Annotated in this window: 19 protein-coding genes; 12 read left to right on the plus strand and 7 right to left on the minus strand. The window is 70.5% G+C overall.

What is annotated here, in order from left to right; translation table 11 throughout:
- Positions 1 to 6 precede the first annotated feature (6 nt).
- Entirely contained in the window at positions 7 to 570 is a 564-nt protein-coding gene (locus tag LHU95_RS19390) for a RecX family transcriptional regulator (RefSeq protein WP_248708594.1), read from the plus strand.
- A complete protein-coding gene (locus tag LHU95_RS19395; RefSeq protein ID WP_248708595.1) occupies positions 567 to 1,271 on the plus strand; it encodes an AzlC family ABC transporter permease in 705 nt (234 codons plus the stop codon). The genes LHU95_RS19390 and LHU95_RS19395 overlap by 4 nt, the downstream gene beginning before the upstream one ends.
- Positions 1,272 to 1,373: 102 nt before the next feature.
- Here the strand turns inward: LHU95_RS19395 and mltG are convergent, their stop codons facing one another.
- The 3 genes from mltG to LHU95_RS19410 all read right to left on the minus strand — a co-directional run bounded on the left by mltG (position 1,374) and on the right by LHU95_RS19410 (position 3,977).
- Positions 1,374 to 2,333: an endolytic transglycosylase MltG gene (mltG, locus tag LHU95_RS19400; RefSeq protein ID WP_248708596.1), complete on the minus strand. Its 960-nt coding sequence runs from the start codon at positions 2,331 to 2,333 to the stop codon at positions 1,374 to 1,376.
- A 78-nt stretch (positions 2,334 to 2,411) separates the two neighbouring features.
- Positions 2,412 to 3,695, minus strand: coding sequence for a beta-ketoacyl-ACP synthase II (gene fabF, locus LHU95_RS19405; RefSeq protein WP_283094270.1), 1,284 nt, complete (start codon positions 3,693 to 3,695; stop codon positions 2,412 to 2,414).
- 39 nt (positions 3,696 to 3,734) lie between these two features.
- Positions 3,735 to 3,977, minus strand: coding sequence for an acyl carrier protein (locus LHU95_RS19410; protein WP_248708597.1), 243 nt, complete (start codon positions 3,975 to 3,977; stop codon positions 3,735 to 3,737).
- Between the two features lie 316 nt (positions 3,978 to 4,293).
- Here LHU95_RS19410 and LHU95_RS19415 point away from each other — a divergent pair, with 316 nt between their 5' ends.
- Genes LHU95_RS19415 through LHU95_RS19425 form a run of 3 tightly spaced genes read left to right on the plus strand, consistent with a single transcriptional unit; the run spans position 4,294 to position 6,672 of the window.
- Positions 4,294 to 5,343: a flagellar motor protein MotB gene (locus tag LHU95_RS19415; protein WP_248708598.1), complete on the plus strand. Its 1,050-nt coding sequence runs from the start codon at positions 4,294 to 4,296 to the stop codon at positions 5,341 to 5,343.
- The gene (gene motA / locus LHU95_RS19420; protein WP_248708599.1) at positions 5,340 to 6,206 is read left to right on the plus strand and encodes a flagellar motor stator protein MotA; all 867 of its coding nucleotides are present in this window, start codon (positions 5,340 to 5,342) and stop codon (positions 6,204 to 6,206) included. Before LHU95_RS19415 ends, motA begins: the two co-directional genes overlap by 4 nt.
- A gap of 22 nt (positions 6,207 to 6,228) precedes the next feature.
- Positions 6,229 to 6,672 (plus strand): PaaI family thioesterase, encoded by a 444-nt coding sequence (locus tag LHU95_RS19425; protein WP_248708600.1) that lies wholly within the window; start codon positions 6,229 to 6,231, stop codon positions 6,670 to 6,672.
- Positions 6,673 to 6,681: 9 nt separating this feature from the next.
- Here the strand turns inward: LHU95_RS19425 and LHU95_RS19430 are convergent, their stop codons facing one another.
- The 3 genes from LHU95_RS19430 to LHU95_RS19440 are packed head-to-tail and all read right to left on the minus strand — an operon-like array spanning position 6,682 to position 9,481.
- Complete coding sequence (locus LHU95_RS19430) at positions 6,682 to 7,137, minus strand: GNAT family N-acetyltransferase (RefSeq protein WP_248708601.1); 456 nt, start codon at positions 7,135 to 7,137, stop codon at positions 6,682 to 6,684.
- On the minus strand, positions 7,134 to 8,438 hold the full coding sequence (locus LHU95_RS19435) for an ATP-binding protein (protein WP_248708602.1): 1,305 nt from the start codon (positions 8,436 to 8,438) through the stop codon (positions 7,134 to 7,136). The genes LHU95_RS19430 and LHU95_RS19435 overlap by 4 nt, the downstream gene beginning before the upstream one ends.
- Before the next feature lie 53 nt (positions 8,439 to 8,491).
- Positions 8,492 to 9,481 carry a penicillin-binding protein activator gene (locus LHU95_RS19440; RefSeq protein ID WP_248708603.1) on the minus strand — a complete coding sequence of 330 codons (990 nt, stop codon included), beginning with the start codon at positions 9,479 to 9,481 and terminating at the stop codon, positions 8,492 to 8,494.
- A 167-nt stretch (positions 9,482 to 9,648) separates the two neighbouring features.
- Here LHU95_RS19440 and rsmI point away from each other — a divergent pair, with 167 nt between their 5' ends.
- Together rsmI and LHU95_RS19450 are read left to right on the plus strand one after the other, a co-directional pair.
- Positions 9,649 to 10,542, plus strand: coding sequence for a 16S rRNA (cytidine(1402)-2'-O)-methyltransferase (gene rsmI, locus LHU95_RS19445; protein ID WP_248708604.1), 894 nt, complete (start codon positions 9,649 to 9,651; stop codon positions 10,540 to 10,542).
- Positions 10,543 to 10,673: 131 nt separating this feature from the next.
- Entirely contained in the window at positions 10,674 to 11,405 is a 732-nt protein-coding gene (locus tag LHU95_RS19450; protein ID WP_248708605.1) for a hypothetical protein, read from the plus strand.
- 50 nt (positions 11,406 to 11,455) lie between these two features.
- On the opposite strand, the gene LHU95_RS19455 is transcribed toward LHU95_RS19450, so the two are convergent.
- Entirely contained in the window at positions 11,456 to 12,184 is a 729-nt protein-coding gene (locus tag LHU95_RS19455; protein ID WP_248708606.1) for a methyltransferase domain-containing protein, read from the minus strand.
- 42 nt (positions 12,185 to 12,226) lie between these two features.
- Here LHU95_RS19455 and gloB point away from each other — a divergent pair, with 42 nt between their 5' ends.
- The 5 genes from gloB (at position 12,227) to LHU95_RS19480 (ending at position 15,838) form a co-directional block, all read left to right on the plus strand.
- Entirely contained in the window at positions 12,227 to 12,955 is a 729-nt protein-coding gene (gene gloB, locus LHU95_RS19460; protein ID WP_248708607.1) for a hydroxyacylglutathione hydrolase, read from the plus strand.
- Positions 12,952 to 13,539: a glutathione S-transferase N-terminal domain-containing protein gene (locus LHU95_RS19465; RefSeq protein ID WP_248708608.1), complete on the plus strand. Its 588-nt coding sequence runs from the start codon at positions 12,952 to 12,954 to the stop codon at positions 13,537 to 13,539. Before gloB ends, LHU95_RS19465 begins: the two co-directional genes overlap by 4 nt.
- Positions 13,536 to 14,000: a cupin domain-containing protein gene (locus LHU95_RS19470; protein ID WP_248708609.1), complete on the plus strand. Its 465-nt coding sequence runs from the start codon at positions 13,536 to 13,538 to the stop codon at positions 13,998 to 14,000. Before LHU95_RS19465 ends, LHU95_RS19470 begins: the two co-directional genes overlap by 4 nt.
- A gap of 210 nt (positions 14,001 to 14,210) precedes the next feature.
- Complete coding sequence (locus tag LHU95_RS19475) at positions 14,211 to 14,816, plus strand: class I SAM-dependent methyltransferase (protein WP_248708610.1); 606 nt, start codon at positions 14,211 to 14,213, stop codon at positions 14,814 to 14,816.
- A gap of 56 nt (positions 14,817 to 14,872) precedes the next feature.
- Entirely contained in the window at positions 14,873 to 15,838 is a 966-nt protein-coding gene (locus LHU95_RS19480; protein WP_248708611.1) for a tripartite tricarboxylate transporter substrate binding protein, read from the plus strand.
- Position 15,839: the final 1 nt, after the last annotated feature.

Here is a 15,839-nt window from a genome sequence, read left to right on the forward strand (position 1 = left end):
CTCTCAATGAGCAAGATCACCGAACCCGCCCTGCGCGACGCTGCCCTGGCCCACCTCGCCCGCTTCGCGACCACCGAGGCCGGGCTGCGCCGCGTGCTCGGCAACCGCATCCGCCGCTGGGCCCGCGCCGCCGCTGAGGAGGGCCAGGACCCCGACGCCATCGCTGCCGCCACCACCACCGCGCTCACCCAGGCCGCAGCCATCGCGGCGCGGCTGGTGCAGGCGGGTGCCGTGGATGACGCGGTCTTCGCCCAGGCCCGCGCGCGGCGGCTGCGTGGTTCCGGCCGTTCGGCCCGGGCCATGCTGGCGCATCTCTCGGCCAAGGGCGTGGCGCGCGAGACCGCCCGCGCGGCCCTCGACCATGAGGATATGCCGGGCGAATTCACCGCCGCCCTGATTCTCTGCCGCAAGCGCCGCTTCGGCCCCTTCGCCGCCGCCGCGCCCGAGCCGCCGCTGCGGCAGAAATGGCTGGCCAGCCTGGCCCGCGCCGGCTTCAGCGGTGAGGTGGCCCGCCGCGCCCTGGCCACATCCCGCGCCGAGGCCGAGGCCCTGCTGGCGGAAGCCCGGTGAGCGGCTCGCGCATCGTCTTCACCCGCCAGGGCTTCTGGCGCGGCGTGCGCATTTCGCTGCCGATGGTGCCGGCCATGGCGCCGTTCGGGCTGATCGTCGGCGTCCTGGCCGATTCGCGCGGACTCTCCTGGCTGGAGACGGTGTTGATGTCGGCCCTCGTCTTTGCCGGAACCAGCCAATTGGTCGCGCTGGAACTCTGGACAGATCCGGCGCCGATCCTGGGCGCCACCCTGGCCGCTTTCGTCATCAATCTGCGCCTGGCGCCCATGGGGGCGGCACTGGCCCCCTGGCTGGATCGGCTGCGCGGGGTGCGGCTCTGGGGCACGCTGGCCACGCTGGTGGATAACAGCTTCGCCGTCTCGATCGCCGATCAGCGGGCCGGCGGGCGGGATGCGGCGCTGCTGCTGGGCGTGGGGCTGACCTTCTGGGTGTTCTGGATGGCCGTCACGGGCCTGGGCCACGCGTTTTCCGGCCTGATCGCCCTGCCGCCGGGACACCCGATCTTCTTCGCCAGCGTGGCCACGCTGATCGCGCTGATGGCGCCGCTCTGGCGCGGCAAGTCGGAGATTCTCCCCTGGGCCATGGCAGCCGTCGCGGCGGTCACGGCTTCGCATGTGCTCGGGTTGGGGCAGCCCTGGCCGGTGCTGGCGGGGGCCATCCTGGGCGCCGGGGCGGGGGCATGGCGGGATCAGGTGAGGTAAGGGGGGAAGGCCAGGGCGCTGCCCTGGACCCGCCGGGGCCGGGGGCCCCGGACCCCGTTTGTCAGTGGGGTTGTATGTGGGGCTGGGTCGCCTTGGCGGCCGTTAACGGAGTGCGCGCCAGCGCGCCACGTTGCGGTTGTGCTCCTCCAGCGTCCGCGCGAAGGCGTGTCCGCCCGTGCCGTCGGCCACGAAATAGAGAAACTCCGTCTCCGCCGGGCGCGTCGCGGCGCGCAGCGCCTCCCGCCCGGGTGAGGCGATGGGGGCCGGCGGCAAGCCGCGGATGCGGTAGGTGTTGAAGGGATGCGCCTGGTCCAGATCGGCCCGCGTCAAGGGACGGTCCAGCGGCAGCCCCTGGCCGGGCACATAGGCCACGGTGGGATCGGATTGCAGCATCATCCCGCGCCGCAACCGGTTCACGAAGACGCCGCCCACCAGCGCGCGCTCGCCGGCCACACCGGTCTCGCGCTCGATGATGGAAGCAAGGATCAGCGCCTCGCGCGGGTTCGCCAACGGCAGGTTGGGCGCGCGGGCGGCCCAGGCCTCGGCCAGGGCGGCATCCATCGCGGCCATGGCCCGGCGCGCCACGGCCGCCCGCGCATCGCCCCAGGAATAGGCATAGGTCTCGGGCAGGGCAGCACCCTCGGCAAGGGGCGGCACATCGCCCACCAGCCCCTCGACGCGTTCCAGCAGGGCCGTGATCTGCCGCGCCGTCAGGCCCTCGGCGATGGTGAAGCGCCGCTGCACCATCCGCCCTTCGCGCAGGATGCTCAGCACCGCGCGGAGGGAGGCTTGGGCGGGGAAGGGAAATTCGCCGGCCCGCAGCGGGCCCTCAGCCCGGGTCCACCAGGCGGCCAGGGCGAAGATGCGCGCATCCGCGACCACACCGGCCTCGCGCAGCGTGCTGGCGATGGCCTCCGTGCCGCCGCGTGGAATGACGACGGCGCGCGGTTCGGCCAGGGGGCCGTCATGGTGCAGCAGGTTCCAGCCGGCCCAGCCCGCGCCGGTGCCGAGCAGCGTGAGCGCCAGGAGCGCCACGCCCGCCAGCTTCATCAAGCGCCGCATGGGGCCCTAACGCATGCCGGCTTGCCGGCAAGGCTGTTCCAGCCCGGTGCCAGCCGAGCCGTGCGAAGCGCCCACGACCTAAGGCGCGCCGCGGAACACCACGGAGGCATTGGTGCCGCCGAACCCGAAGCTGTTGGACAGCGCCACGTCAATCCGGCGCTGCTGCGCCACCTTGGCCACGCGATCAATCGGGCTCGGGCGGGAGGGGTTTTCCAGGTTCAGCGTCGGCGGCGCCACATCATCGCGCACGGCGAGGATGGAGAAGATCGCCTCCACCGCGCCCGCAGCACCCAGCAGATGGCCGGTGGCGGATTTGGTGGACGACATGGCGAGGGACTTCGCGTCATCGCCGAACATGCGCTCGACGGCCGAAAGCTCGATATCATCGCCGAGCGGCGTGCTCGTGCCATGCGCGTTCACATAATGCACATCGGCGGGCGCCAGGCCGGCATCGCGCAGCGCCGCCTTCATGGCACGGAAACCGCCATCGCCATCCTCGGCCGGCGAGGTGATGTGATAGGCATCGCCGCTCATGCCATAGCCGATCACCTCGGCATGGATGGTCGCACCCCGGGCCTTCGCATGCTCGTATTCTTCGAGCACGAGGACGCCGGCGCCCTCGCCCATTACGAAGCCATCGCGATCCGCATCCCAGGGGCGGGAGGCGGCGGTGGGCGTGTCGTTGAACTTGGTCGAGAGGGCGCGTGCGGCGCAGAAGCCGCCAATGCCCAGCTCGCAGATCGCGGCCTCGGTCCCGCCGGCCACCATCACATCGGCATCGCCCAGGGCGATCAGCCGCGCTGCGTCACCGATGGCGTGCACGCCGGTGGCACAGGCCGTGACGGCGGAATGGTTGGGGCCCTTGAAGCCATAACGGATGGAGACATGCCCCGACGCCAGGTTCACCAGCGAGGACGGGATGAAGAAGGGCGAAAGCCGCTTGGTGCGGCCCGAGGCCACCAGCAGCGCCGCCTCCTGGATCGTCTCCAGGCCGCCAATGCCCGAGCCGATCATCACGCCCGTGGCACAACGGCTCGGCTCATCCTCCGGCATCCAGCCCGAAGCCTCGATCGCTTCGACCGCCGCCACGAGGGCGAGCTGGATGAAGCGGTCCATCTTCTTCTGGTCCTTGACCGGGATCCACTCGCTGAGGTCGAGCCCCGAATCGGCCTTCATGCCGGCCGGCACCTGCCCCGCGATCCGGGCCGGAAGGTCCTTCACGTCGAAGGCCTGGATGTTGGAGATGCCGCTCTCGCCGTTGATCAGCCGCCGCCAGACATGTTCCACCCCAAGCCCAAGCGGGCTTGCGATTCCCATGCCGGTGACGACGACGCGGCGCGGTGCGAAGCCCTGCGCGAACACGTGCGTTCCTATCCCTAACGGGGGGTCAAGACCGAGAGGTCAGGCCGCGGCCTGCTGCTTCTCGATGAACTCGATGGCGTCCTTCACGGTCTGGATCTTCTCGGCCGCGTCATCGGGGATTTCCACGCCGAAGGCTTCCTCGAAGGCCATGACCAGCTCGACCGTGTCGAGGCTGTCGGCGCCCAGATCGTCGATGAACGAAGCCTCGGCCGTCACCTTGGCTTCCTCGACGCCCAGGTGCTCGACAACGATCTTCTTAACCTTGTCCGCGGTCTCGCTCATGTATCTGCTCTCCTGATGCCGGCCGCCCCATGGGTCGGTCCGGTGTAGATTCCCTGCGGCCCCGCCGGCACGGCCCGAATGGCGTGACGCGCGGGTTACCATGATCATGCGGGGCGGACTAGGCCGCTCCGCCACGGCTGGCAAGCCCGGAACGGGGGAATTATCCGCGTTGGCGCGCCGCGCCGCCGTATCACTTCACGCTTCACAAGATTACGCGGCCCATTTGCCCCCCCGCTGGCGGCCCTGGCCTTAGCTCCTGGTTAACCCCGCACCGGCAGAATGCCCAAACGGCAGGACGCCGCTGACGGAGTGTGGCTTGGCCAAGCGTGGCAAGGGGGATGGCGGCATCACCGTCATCAAGCGGATCGAGGCGGGCGGGCATGGCCATCATGGCGGCGCCTGGAAGGTCGCCTATGCCGATTTCGTGACCGCGATGATGGCGTTCTTCCTGCTGATGTGGCTGCTCAACGCCACCACCGAGGAACAGCGCCGCGGCATCGCCGACTTCTTCAACCCTTCCAACGCTCTGGCCAGCGGCACCTCGGGCACCGGCATGCCCTTTGGCGGGATGACGCCGCACAGCGCGGGCAACATGGCCGCCGATACCGGCGCCATCCGGATCGAGCGCGGCCCCCGCCCCACCGAGCAGGAGATGGAAGAGGACGACACCGACCGCCCGGCCGAGCCCGTGCGACGCGTCCAGGGGCCGCCAGGCGATGAGGATGCGCGCTCAGAGCGGGTGGATTCGGTCAGCGCGCCAGCCGGCAACCCGCCCTTGGCCCACCTGGAAAGCAGCGGCCCCGCCAGTGAGGCGCACCTCCCCCTCACGGGCGAGGCGTTGCGCCGCCGCGAAGCCGCGCGCACCGAGCAGGAGCGCTTCGAGGATATGGCCGATGCGCTGCGCCAGACCTTCCTGGCCGATCCAGCCCTCGCTGAGCTGGCGCGGCAGGTGCTGGTGGAAATCACGCCCGAAGGGCTTCGCGTGCAGCTCCTGGAGGCCGATGGCCAGCCCATGTTCGCGGCGGGCGGCGCGGCCCCGACCGAGCGCGCGCGCCAGATGATCCAGCGCGTCGCCCAGGCCGCCGCCCGCCTGCCCAATCCCATCCAGGTCACCGGCCATACCGACAGCACGCCCTTCCGGGGTGGCGGCGCGCGCAGCAACTGGGATCTCTCGGCCGAGCGCGCCAATGCCACCCGGCGCCTGCTGAGCGAGGCGGGTGTGGCGGAGGCCCGCATCCGCGGCGTCACCGGCATGGCTGACCGTGATCCGCTGCTGCCGCAACAACCCCAGGCCGCCGGCAACCGCCGCGTCGCCATCACCCTGCTGCGCCAGGCCGAGGCTTTCGGCACGGGAGGTGGCCGATGACCCCCATCGCGGGCTTCGTCTTCCTGCTGGTCACCGTATTCGGCGGCTACACCATCGCCGGGGGCAAGTTCGGCATCATCATGAAGTCCCTGCCCTATGAGATGCTGATGATCGGCGGCGCCGCCATTGGCGCCTTCATCATGGCCAACTCCATGCATGACGTGAAACACGTGCTGGGCGGCATCGGCAAGATCCTCAAGGGGCCACGCTTCAAGAAGGCCGACTACACCGACCTTCTCTCGTTGCTCTACTACTTCGTCCGGCTGGCCCAGACCAAGGGAGCGATGGCGCTGGAGCCGCACATCGAAAAGCCCGAGGAAAGCCCCGTCTTCAGCAAGTTTCCCAAGATCCAGAAGGATCACCACGCGACGGACCTGATCTGCGACTATCTGCGCATGGTCGGCATGAATGCCGATGATCCGCACCAGATCGAGGATACCATGGCGCGCGAGCTCAAGAAGCTGAAGGAGGAGGAGTTGCACCCCTCCCACGCCATGCAGAATATCGCCGATGCGCTGCCCGCACTCGGCATCGTCGCCGCCGTGCTGGGCGTCATCAAGACCATGGCCTCGATTGACCAGCCGCCCGCCGTACTGGGCGGGATGATCGGCGGCGCGCTGGTCGGCACCTTCCTGGGCGTCCTGCTGGCCTATGGGCTGATGGGGCCGCTCGCCTCCCGCCTCAAGGGCGTGGTGGAGGAGGAGGCCGCCTATTACGAGGTGATCCGCGCCGTCATCGTGGCGCATCTGCACGGCAATGCGCCGCAGGTCTCGGTCGAGACGGGGCGCAAGGTCGCTCCCTCCTTCCTGATGCCGAGCTTCAGCGAGACCGAGACCGCCCTGCAGGAGCTTTCCATCGCCTGAGCCAGGCGCCATGGTTCGCGCGATGGAACATCTGCCAGACCATATCCGCGCCCAGGCGCTCTCGCCCTTCCATGACTTGCTCGGCATCGAGATGCTGCACTGGGAGGAGGGCCTCGCCCGCCTCATCTGCGACCCCGGCCCGCAGCACGCCAACCGCTCGGGCATCGTGCATGGTGGCGTGATGCTGGCCCTGCTGGACCAGGTGAATGCCTTCGCCGGGCTCTATTGCCCCACAGCCGGCCGCAAGCGCCACGCCGTCACACTCGATCTCGACACGCGCTTCACCGGCCAGGGCAAGCTCGGCCACCGGCTGATCGCGGAGGGGCGGCTGGTCAGCGCCGGCCGCAACATCTTCTTCGCCCGTGGCGAGGTGAAGGACGAGGCGGGGAACCTCGTGGCCTTCGGCGCGTCCACGCATCGCTACCGGGCGGGCAGCCACACGCTGGAAGGCGTGCCGGCGGCGTGAGGCGCTGACCTACAGCCTCCTCTCCAGGAAGCGGCTGATCGGCGAGGCCTGATAGCCAGCGAAGGGGAGGCATTCCTGATAGCCGGCGCGGCGATACAGCGCCTCGCCCTCCAGGTTGCGGATGCCGACCTCCAGGCGCAGGAGCGCGATCCCGCGCCCGCGGGCCAGCGCCTCGGCGCCGCGCAGCAGGGCAAGTCCGACGCCCTTTTTCCGATGCGCCGGCTCCACCACCATGCGCTTCAACTCGGCCACGTCATCCGGCCCCTCGAAGACGGCGCAGCAGCCGACCGCGACGCCCGCCTGCCGCGCGACGAGAAGATGGATGCCCGGCGCGTCCAGCGTCGCGGGGTTCAGGCCGCGGCGGGGCTCGCCCGGGTAGAGCGCCGCCGCGATCTCGTCCGAGAGGCGCAGCAGCGCGGCCACTTCCGGCTGGCGCGGGATTTCCACAACAACCGTGACGCTCAATTCGCCGGCACCCAGACCCGAAAGGCCGAGCCCCCGCCGAGCTCACTCTCAATCGCCAACTGCCCGCGATGCCGCGTCAGGATGTGCTTGACGATGGCCAGCCCGAGCCCGGTATTCCCCGCCCCCCGGCCACGGCCCTTGTCCACCCGGTAGAAGCGTTCCGTCAGGCGGGGGATGTGTTCCTTCGCGATCCCCGGCCCGTCATCGCGCACGCTGAACGCCACGCCCTCCCGCGTGCCCAGCCGCGCCGCCTCGGCCGAGAGGCGCACCTCGGCCTGGGCATGGCGCAGCGCATTGTCCAGCAGGTTGCGCGCCACCTGGCCGAGCTGATCGGCATCGGCCGGGCTGGCGGTGAGGGGGCCCTCGGGCAGGGCCAGCACCAGGCGGATGCCGCGCGCGGCGTAAAGGGGTTCCATCGCCGCGGCTTCGGCGCGCAGCAGGCCCAGCAGCTCCGCCTCGCCCTCCGGCGGCTGATGCTCGCTGACCTCGACGCGGGAGAGGCCGAGCAGATCGTCAATCAGCCGGCGCATGCGCTCGGCCTGTTCGGCCATGATGCCGAGGAAGCGCTCCTGCGCGGCCGGATCATCGCGTGCCGGGCCGCGCAGGGTTTCGATGAAGCCCATCACGCTGGCCAGCGGCGTGCGCAATTCATGGCTGGCATTGGTGACGAAATCCACCCGCATGCGCTCCACCGCGCGCGCCGCCGTGCGGTCGGTCAGCATGATGACCAGGCAGCCGCCATCGGCCAGGGGCGGCTGCATGAGCAGCACCTGGCCCGAAAGCTCCCGCGTGACGGCGCCGGGCAGCACCAGCTCCACAGCCTGGGGCGTGTTCTCGGCCAGGCTGCGATCCATCGCCGCGGCCATCACGGGGTGGCGCAGCAGCGCGCCGAGATCCCCGCGCACCAGCCCCTCGGCCAGGCCAAACAGCCGCCGCGCGGCACGGTTGGCGCGCAGCGGGGCGCGATCCGCCGCGAGCACGATCAGCGGATCGGGCAGCGCTTCGACAATCGCCTCATCGGCGGCGCGCAGCTGCACCACCAGCGCCGCGCGGGTCTGCAGCGAGCGGGTGAGGCGGGCCAAACCCTCCTCGATTTCGCCGATGGCCGGCAGGCGCGGCGCCGGCAAGGGCGCGCTGAAGGGGCCCTGCTCCTCGGCGGCGCGGCGCAGCGCCGCATTCAGCCGCGCGACACCCGCCAGCCAATACCAGGCGAGCGTGAAGCCCGCCGCGAGGCAAAGCGCGAGGGCGCCCATCCCGACCAGCGGCGCCACTTCGCCCAGCGCGACCAGCGTGCCCAGCACGCCCACCGGGACGCCGGCGATGAGGGCAGTGGTCCCGGCCAGGCGGATGGGCGTCAGCTGCCGGGGCCTCCGGGCAGCGGGGCCGGCTGCACCAGCTCCGCCTCGCCCCCCTGCCGGATGGCGAAGACGGCGAGGCCACGGGTGATTCCGCCAGCCTCCAGCAGCCGCACCGGGCCATCGGCGCCCATGAAGGCGGCCCCGACCGGCGGCGCGCCCTCCCGCGCGGAGCGGGCGGCCAGCGCCACGGCGTCATAGGCGGCACCGGCAAGGCGCGGCGCGCGCTCGTTGAAGGCGGCGTCATATTGCGCATCGAAGCGCGCGCGGCCCACCGGATCGGGGCCGGGGAACCAGGCTCCGATCAGCGCGGGCTCATTGCCCAGGCTGCCATCCGTGACCCAGAGATTGGTGCCGAGCAGGCGCGGCGCTCCGGCCGGGAAGGCGGCGGCGATGGCATTGCCGGCCGCGCGCGCACCCGGGCCGCCATAGCCGATCAGCACCGCCTCGGGCGGGCTGGCCACAAGCTGCTGCGCCGTGGCGGCCATGTCACCGCGATTGGAGGAGAGCAGGATGAGCGGCGGCGGCGCGCCCAGGTTTTGCGCGGCGGCCCGCAGCGCCACGGCCAGGCGCTGGCCGAAGGCGTCGTCGGGCGCCATCAGCGCGAAGCGACGAAGCCCGCCCTCCGCGGCTGCGGCGATGATGCGGCGCACCTGCTGCGAGGGGGTGACGCCGAGCACCCAGACGCCCGTGCCGGCCTGCGTCTCATCCGAGGTGAAGGCAAAGACCGGCGCCCGGCCACGCGCCTCGCCCACGGCCTGGGCGGTTTCGGCCAGGGTCAGCGGCCCGGCCAGCGCCACGGCGCCATCCGCCAGCGCCGCCTGGGCCGCGCGGGCCGCGCCGGCGGGCGTGCCGCGTGTGTCGCGCGGCAGCATCTCGACACGGCGGTCGCCCTGGTCGAACAGCGCGAGCTGCGCGGCGTTCAGCATGGCCTGCCCCAGTGGAGCATTCCCCCCGGTCAGCGGCAGCAGGAGGCCGACGCGCAGCATGGGCCCCTCGGGCCGCGGTGTGCCGGCCGTCCAGGGCTGGATCCCTGCTTGCGGGCGGCGGAAATCCGGCCCTGGGGGTTGCGGGGCGCAGCCGATGAGAACAAGACACCCCACAAGCACCAGAGACCCAAGGTGCTTCAGACGCCGGGAGGCCAGGGCGACCCCCCATGGAATTTGACGACGCATCCCCAACACCTTCCTCCCCCCCGCCGGGCCTGACCCCGGGTTTGACACTCGTGGCCACGCCCATCGGCAACCTGGCGGATTTCTCGCCCCGCGCGCAGAAGGCCCTGGCCGAAGCCCGCGCCGTTCTGTGCGAGGATACGAGAGTAACCTCCAAACTGCTCGCGCGGCATAGCATTTCCACGACGCTGCTGGCTTTGCACGACCACAATGAGGAAAGCGAGGCCCCGCGTTTGGTTGCACGGCTTCTTGCGGGCGAAAACCTGGCCCTGGTCAGTGACGCGGGCACGCCGCTGGTGTCGGACCCCGGCTTCCGGCTGGTGCGGGCGGCGATCGCGGCGGGGGTGCATGTGACGGCGATCCCCGGCCCCAATGCGGCGGTGATGGCCCTCACCCTCTCCGGCCTGCCGCCGCATCCCTTTCTGTTCCACGGCTTCCTGCCGCCGAAAGCCGCCGCGCGCGCGGCGGAGATTTCGCGGATCGCCGGGATGGAGGCGGCCGGCCTCGCCACCACGTTGATCTTCTACGAAGCCCCGCACCGCGTGGCCGAGGCGCTGGCCGCCCTGGCCGAGGGGCTGGGCGCCGATCGTCCCGCCTGTGTCGCGCGCGAACTCACCAAGCGCTTCGAGGAGGTGCGGCGCGGCTCGCTCGCCGAACTCGCCGCGCATTATGCGGCGCATGAGGCCCGCGGCGAGGTGGTGCTCTGCGTGGGGCCGGCCCCGCCACCCGCCGAACCCACGGGCGATGCGCTGGATGCGGCGCTGAAATCCGCCATGGCGCGGATGACGCTGCGCGATGCGGCGGCCAGCGTGGCCGAGGCGACGGGCCTGCCGCGCAAGCGGGTCTATGCGCGAGCGCTCGAATTGGCCGGGGCCTGAAGGCTGGCGCCCAGAGTTGTTGCGGGTCCCGGGTTCTTGAAGGGTCGTGAGTTCCTGCGGGGTCGCTGAATTCTTGCGAGGTGGGGCATTCGGAGGATAATGCGGCGCGCGCCCCGCGCAGGGAGGTTTGCATGTCCTCACGCCGCCAATTGCTGCTCACTCCCTTCGCCGCCAGCGCCCTGGCCGGCAGCGCCCATGCCGAGGAGCGCAGCGCGCTCACCGGCACCTGGACGGTCACCGTGACCGGGGAGGAGCGCTTCCGCACCTGGATCGTGCAAGGCATCCAGGGGCAGGATCTGCAGAGCACCTATGGCTGGCACGATGGCCGCCAAGCCCCGGTGCGGGCGAGCCTGCAAGGACGGCCCGGCCAGCGCGCGCTCTTCATGATCACGCCCGCGAATTCGGAGATCGAGGCGCGGGAAGTGGCTCCTGGCCGATTCGAGGGAAGCTTCAAGACTGCGCGCGGGCGGAGCGCCACCATCAGCCTGGTGCGGGAGAGCGAGAGCACCACCCCGCCCGCCCAGCTTCCCACGGCCAGAACCGGGCGCTTTATCGTCTATATCGGTGCCCCGGATTGTCCGGCCTGCCGCCTCTTTGAAACACCTCTCTACATGGGCCATTACGAGCGCTCGCCGGAGGGGCGCGCCATCCCACTGCGCCGGATCACCGCCTATTCCTACCGGAACAACAAACAGGCTGATTGGCCGGCCGATCTCGCCTGGATGCCGGACCGCATCCGGCAGAACGGCACGCCGCTTTTCCTGGCGGTGAGCGGACGCAGCATCGTTCATTCCTGCTCCGGCCTGACCCGTTGGGAGGCGGATATGCTGCCGCTGGTGCGCCGTTGGGCCGGCATGGCCTGACGCTGAGGGATTTGCGCCAGGTTTTCGCCACCCGGCGCGAAATCCATGCCTCACCGATCCGGCATGGCGCCGTTGCTCCGCTGATACCCCGCCGGCAACTCCGCCACCACGCGCCGCCCCACCGCCACGGCCCCCGCCGGGATCGCGGCGAAAAGGTCCTTCTCGGCCTCGATCAGCGTGACACCGCCCAGGCGCCGCAAGCTGTTCCGGCCGATCCGGTCCCACAGCGCAGCCCCGCGCAGGGCGAAGCGCCAGGGCAAGGGCGGCACGAACAGGGCGGCATCGCGCCGCGTCACCCGGAAGAATTGCCGCTGGATCTGGCTTTCCACCTGGCCGCGTGAATAGGGCCGCCCCTGGCCGAAGGGCGTGTGGTCGAAGAGGGACCAGCTGCCCAGCCGATTCGGCACCACGACCAGCAGCCGCCCATCATCGCGCAGCACGCGCCAGCACTCCCGCAGCAGGGCATGGGCACTTTCGCTCGCTTCCAGCGCATGGACCAGCAGGATGCGATCCATGCAGCAATCGGCCAGCGGCAGATGCCGCTCCTGCACCCAGGCCGCGCCCCCCATGGGGCCCAGCCCTTCGGGCGTCATCGCGATGCGCCGCCCCGGCTTTTCCGGCCACAGGCCCAGATATGGCGCGGCCCAGCCGAGGCCCAGCACATCCAGCCCCTGCAACTCGGGCCAGAGGGTGGCCACCCGCGCGCCGATCAGCCGCGCCGCCACCCCGCCCAGGGGTGCGCGATAGAATTCCGGCAGCCCGTGGACCTCTCCGCTCATGCGGGGGATATAGGGCGGGACATCGCGCCAAGGGAGTGCCCCATGACCCTCACCGTCAAACCCATCCCCATCCTGGATGACAATTACGCCTGGTTCCTCCGCGACGAAGCCACCGGCATGACCGCCGTGATGGATGCCGCCGTGGTGGAGCCCATTGCGGATTTCTTGGCCGCCGAAGGGGGACGGCTCGATTGGCTGCTGATCACGCATCATCATGGCGACCACATCGCCGGCATTCCGGAACTGGCGAAGCGCTTCGGCGCGAAGATCGCCGGCCATGCCGGGGACGCGGCGCGCCTGCCGCCGCTCGATGTGGCGCTGAAGCCGGGGGACAGCTTCGCGCTCGGCGAATCGGTGGCCACCATCCTGGACAGCCCCGGCCATACGCGCGGGCACATCGCCTGGAGCTTCGCGGCCGACCACGCGCTGTTCAGCGGCGATACGCTGTTCGCCGCGGGGTGCGGGCGGCTGCTGGAAGGCAATGCGGCGGAGATGTTCGCATCCCTGGCCGCCTTCGCCGGCCTGCCGGACGCCACGCGGGTCTATTGCGGGCATGAATATACCCTCTCCAACATCCGCTTCGCGCTGACCGTAGAGCCGGACAACCTGGCCCTCATGGCCTATGCGGTGAAGGCCAAGGCGCAGCGCGATGCGGGGGAGCCCACCATCCCCACCACCCTGGGCCTGGAGCGCGCGGTGAATCCCTTCGTGCGGGCCAAGGATGTGGCCGAACTCGCGGCGCGGCGCGCCGGTAAGGATACGTTTCGATGAAGCTCCATTATTCCGCCGCCAGCCCCTTCGTCCGCAAGGTCGTCGCCGTGGCCCTGCACCACGCGATCCCGCTCGAGCGCGTGGCGAGCAACCCGCACGCAAGCCCGGCCGATCTCCTGGCCGACAATCCGCTTTCCAAGGTGCCGGCCCTGGTGACGGATGCGGGGCTGACGCTGCCTGACAGCCCGCTGATCTGCGAATATCTGGACAGCATCGGCCTCGCCACCAAGCTCTACCCGGCGGGCGAGGCACGCTGGCCCGCGCTGCGCCTGGCCGCCCTGGCCGATGGCATCCTCACCGCGGCGGTGCTGCGGCGCGGGCAATCCGTAATGCCGGCCGAAGACGCGCGCGCCGGCATCATCGCGCGGCAGAAGGCGGCAGTGATGCGCACGCTGGACCTGCTGGAGAGCGAAGGCGTGCCGGCCGGGCTGAATATCGGCACGCTCACCCTGGTCTGCGCGCTGGGCTACCTCGATTTCCGCTTCGGCGATGAGGATTGGCGCCAGGGCCGCCCGCAACTGACCGCGTTCTTCACATCGCAGATGGCCAATCCGATCTTCGCCGAGACGGTGCCCGTCGGGTGAAGCTGACCGATCCTGGCCTGGACCCACGCGCCCTGATCGCCGCCCTCGGCCTGCAGCCGCACCCTGAGGGCGGGCATTACCGCGAGATCTTCCGCCACGCGCCGCAGGATGGCTCGCGGGGCGAGAGCACGGCGATCTACTATCTGCTGGGCCCGGGCGAGAGCAGCCACTGGCACCGCGTCGATGCCGATGAGGGCTGGCACTGGTATGGCGGCGGCGCGCTGGCGCTGCGGCTTTCCGCCGGCACGGGGGGCCAGACCATCCATCTCGGCCCTGATCTGGCGGCCGGCCAGCGGCCCTTCGCCATGGTGCCGCGCGGCTGGTGGCAGGCGGCGGCACCGCTGGAGGGCTGGGTGCTGTGCGGCTGCACCGTGGCGCCGGCCTTTTCCTTCGCGGGCTTCGAGATGGCGCCGCCGGGATGGGAGCCGCCCTTGGATGATGCTGGAGGGGGTGGGGTTTGAGCCAAAGGGTAAGGGCCTCCGGCGGCTGGGGCCATTGGCCCCAGACCCCGTTTCTTGGCGCATCGCTGGCACGGCCCATGTGTCAGCCCACTGAATCAGATGGGGTCTGGGGCCGATGGCCCCAGCCGCCGGAGGCCCTTGCTGTTTTGCCCCCTACACTCCCATCCCCTGAACTGAACGGTTTTCTGAAATGAGGCGGACCTCCACCCCATGAGCACCTCTCTCGCCTGGGATGAACGCTACACCGGCGGCACCTTCCAGTTCGGCACCGCGCCGAATGAGTATCTCCGCGCGCAGGCCTGGCGCTTCCGCCCCGGCATGGCGACGCTGGCGCTGGGCGATGGCGAAGGGCGCAACGGCGTCTGGCTGGCCAAGCTCGGCCTGGCTGTCACAACGCTCGACTGGTCTTCCGTCGCCGTCGGCAAGGCGCAGGCCTTCGCCGATGCGCGCGGCGTCCCGCTGGATGCACGCCAGGCCGATGTCAGCCAATGGGACTGGCCCGAGGCGCAATATGACCTGATCGCCTGGATCTACCTGCATCTGCCGCCCGAGGACCGCGCCATCGCCACGGCCGGCTGCCTCCGCGCGCTGAAGCCGGGCGGAATGCTGGTGTTGGAATGCTTCTCACCCGCGCAGGAGGGGCGCCGTTCGGGCGGGCCCAAAATCCCCGCCCTGCTGTGGGACCGCGCCATCATCGAGCGCGAATTCGCCGGGCTGGAAGTGCTGGAACTGACCGAAGGTGCGGTGCGACTGGATGAAGGCCCAAGGCATCAGGGCCTGGCCGAAGTGGTGCGCTGCGTGCTGCGCAAGGGCTGAGTTCCAACGGCCCGGATTTCATGCCAGCCTCCCCGAAAATCACTCCGGGAGGAACCATGAACATCCAACGCCGCGCCCTGCTCGCTACGCCGATGCTGGCTACGCCCGCCGTCGCACAGGCTTTTCCCGCCCGCCCCATCCGCCTGATTGTCGGCTTCCCGCCGGGCGGTGGCTCCGACCTCGTGGCCCGGCCCATCGCGCAGCGCATGAGCGAAAGCCTGGGCCAGCCGGTGCTGGTAGAAAATCGTGGTGGCGCCAATGGCAATCTCGGCCTGGATGCGGTGGCGAAATCAGCGCCGGATGGCTACACCTTCGGCCATGTGAACAATGCGGTGATCGCGGTGAACCCGCTGCTCTATCGCAACCTGCCCTTCGATTCCGTGCGGGATTTCATGCCCATCGCGCTGGCCACCGTGGGCGGGCTGTTCTTCATGGTGCCGGCCGAGCTTGGCGTGCGCACCCTGCCGGAATTCGTCGCCATGGCGCGGGCGCGGCCGGGGCAGCTGAATTTCGGCTCGGCCGGCCAGGGTTCCATCACGCAGCTCGCCTTCGAGCTGTTCGCCCAGCAATCCGCGACGACCATCGAGGTGGTGCATTATCGCGGCAGCGCGCCTGCCTTGCAGGACATGCTGGGCGGCCGCGTGCAGTTCATGATTGACGGCATCAACCTGGCCAAGCCGCAGGTGGATGCGGGCCGCGTGCGCGCCATCGCCTTCCTGGGCGGCACCGAGCGGCACCCGCTGCTGCCCGATGTGCCGACAGCGGCCGAGCAAGGCATGCCCAACCTGGTGGTGCGCGGCTGGCAAGGCTTCGTCGGCCGCGCCGGTACGCCGGAGCCCATCCTGGAGGCCTTGCAGAACGCCATCCGTGATGCGGTGAATGACCCCGGCGTGCAGGGCATCTTCAACAGCCAGGGCATCATCCCGCGCTATCAGGACCGCGCCACCATGGGCCGACTGATCCGTGAGGAGACCGCCACCTGGCAGCCCATCATCCAGCGGCTGGGCCTGCGCCTCGATTGAG

The sequence above is a fragment of the Sediminicoccus sp. KRV36 genome, from assembly GCF_023243115.1.
GTDB lineage: Bacteria > Pseudomonadota > Alphaproteobacteria > Acetobacterales > Acetobacteraceae > Roseococcus.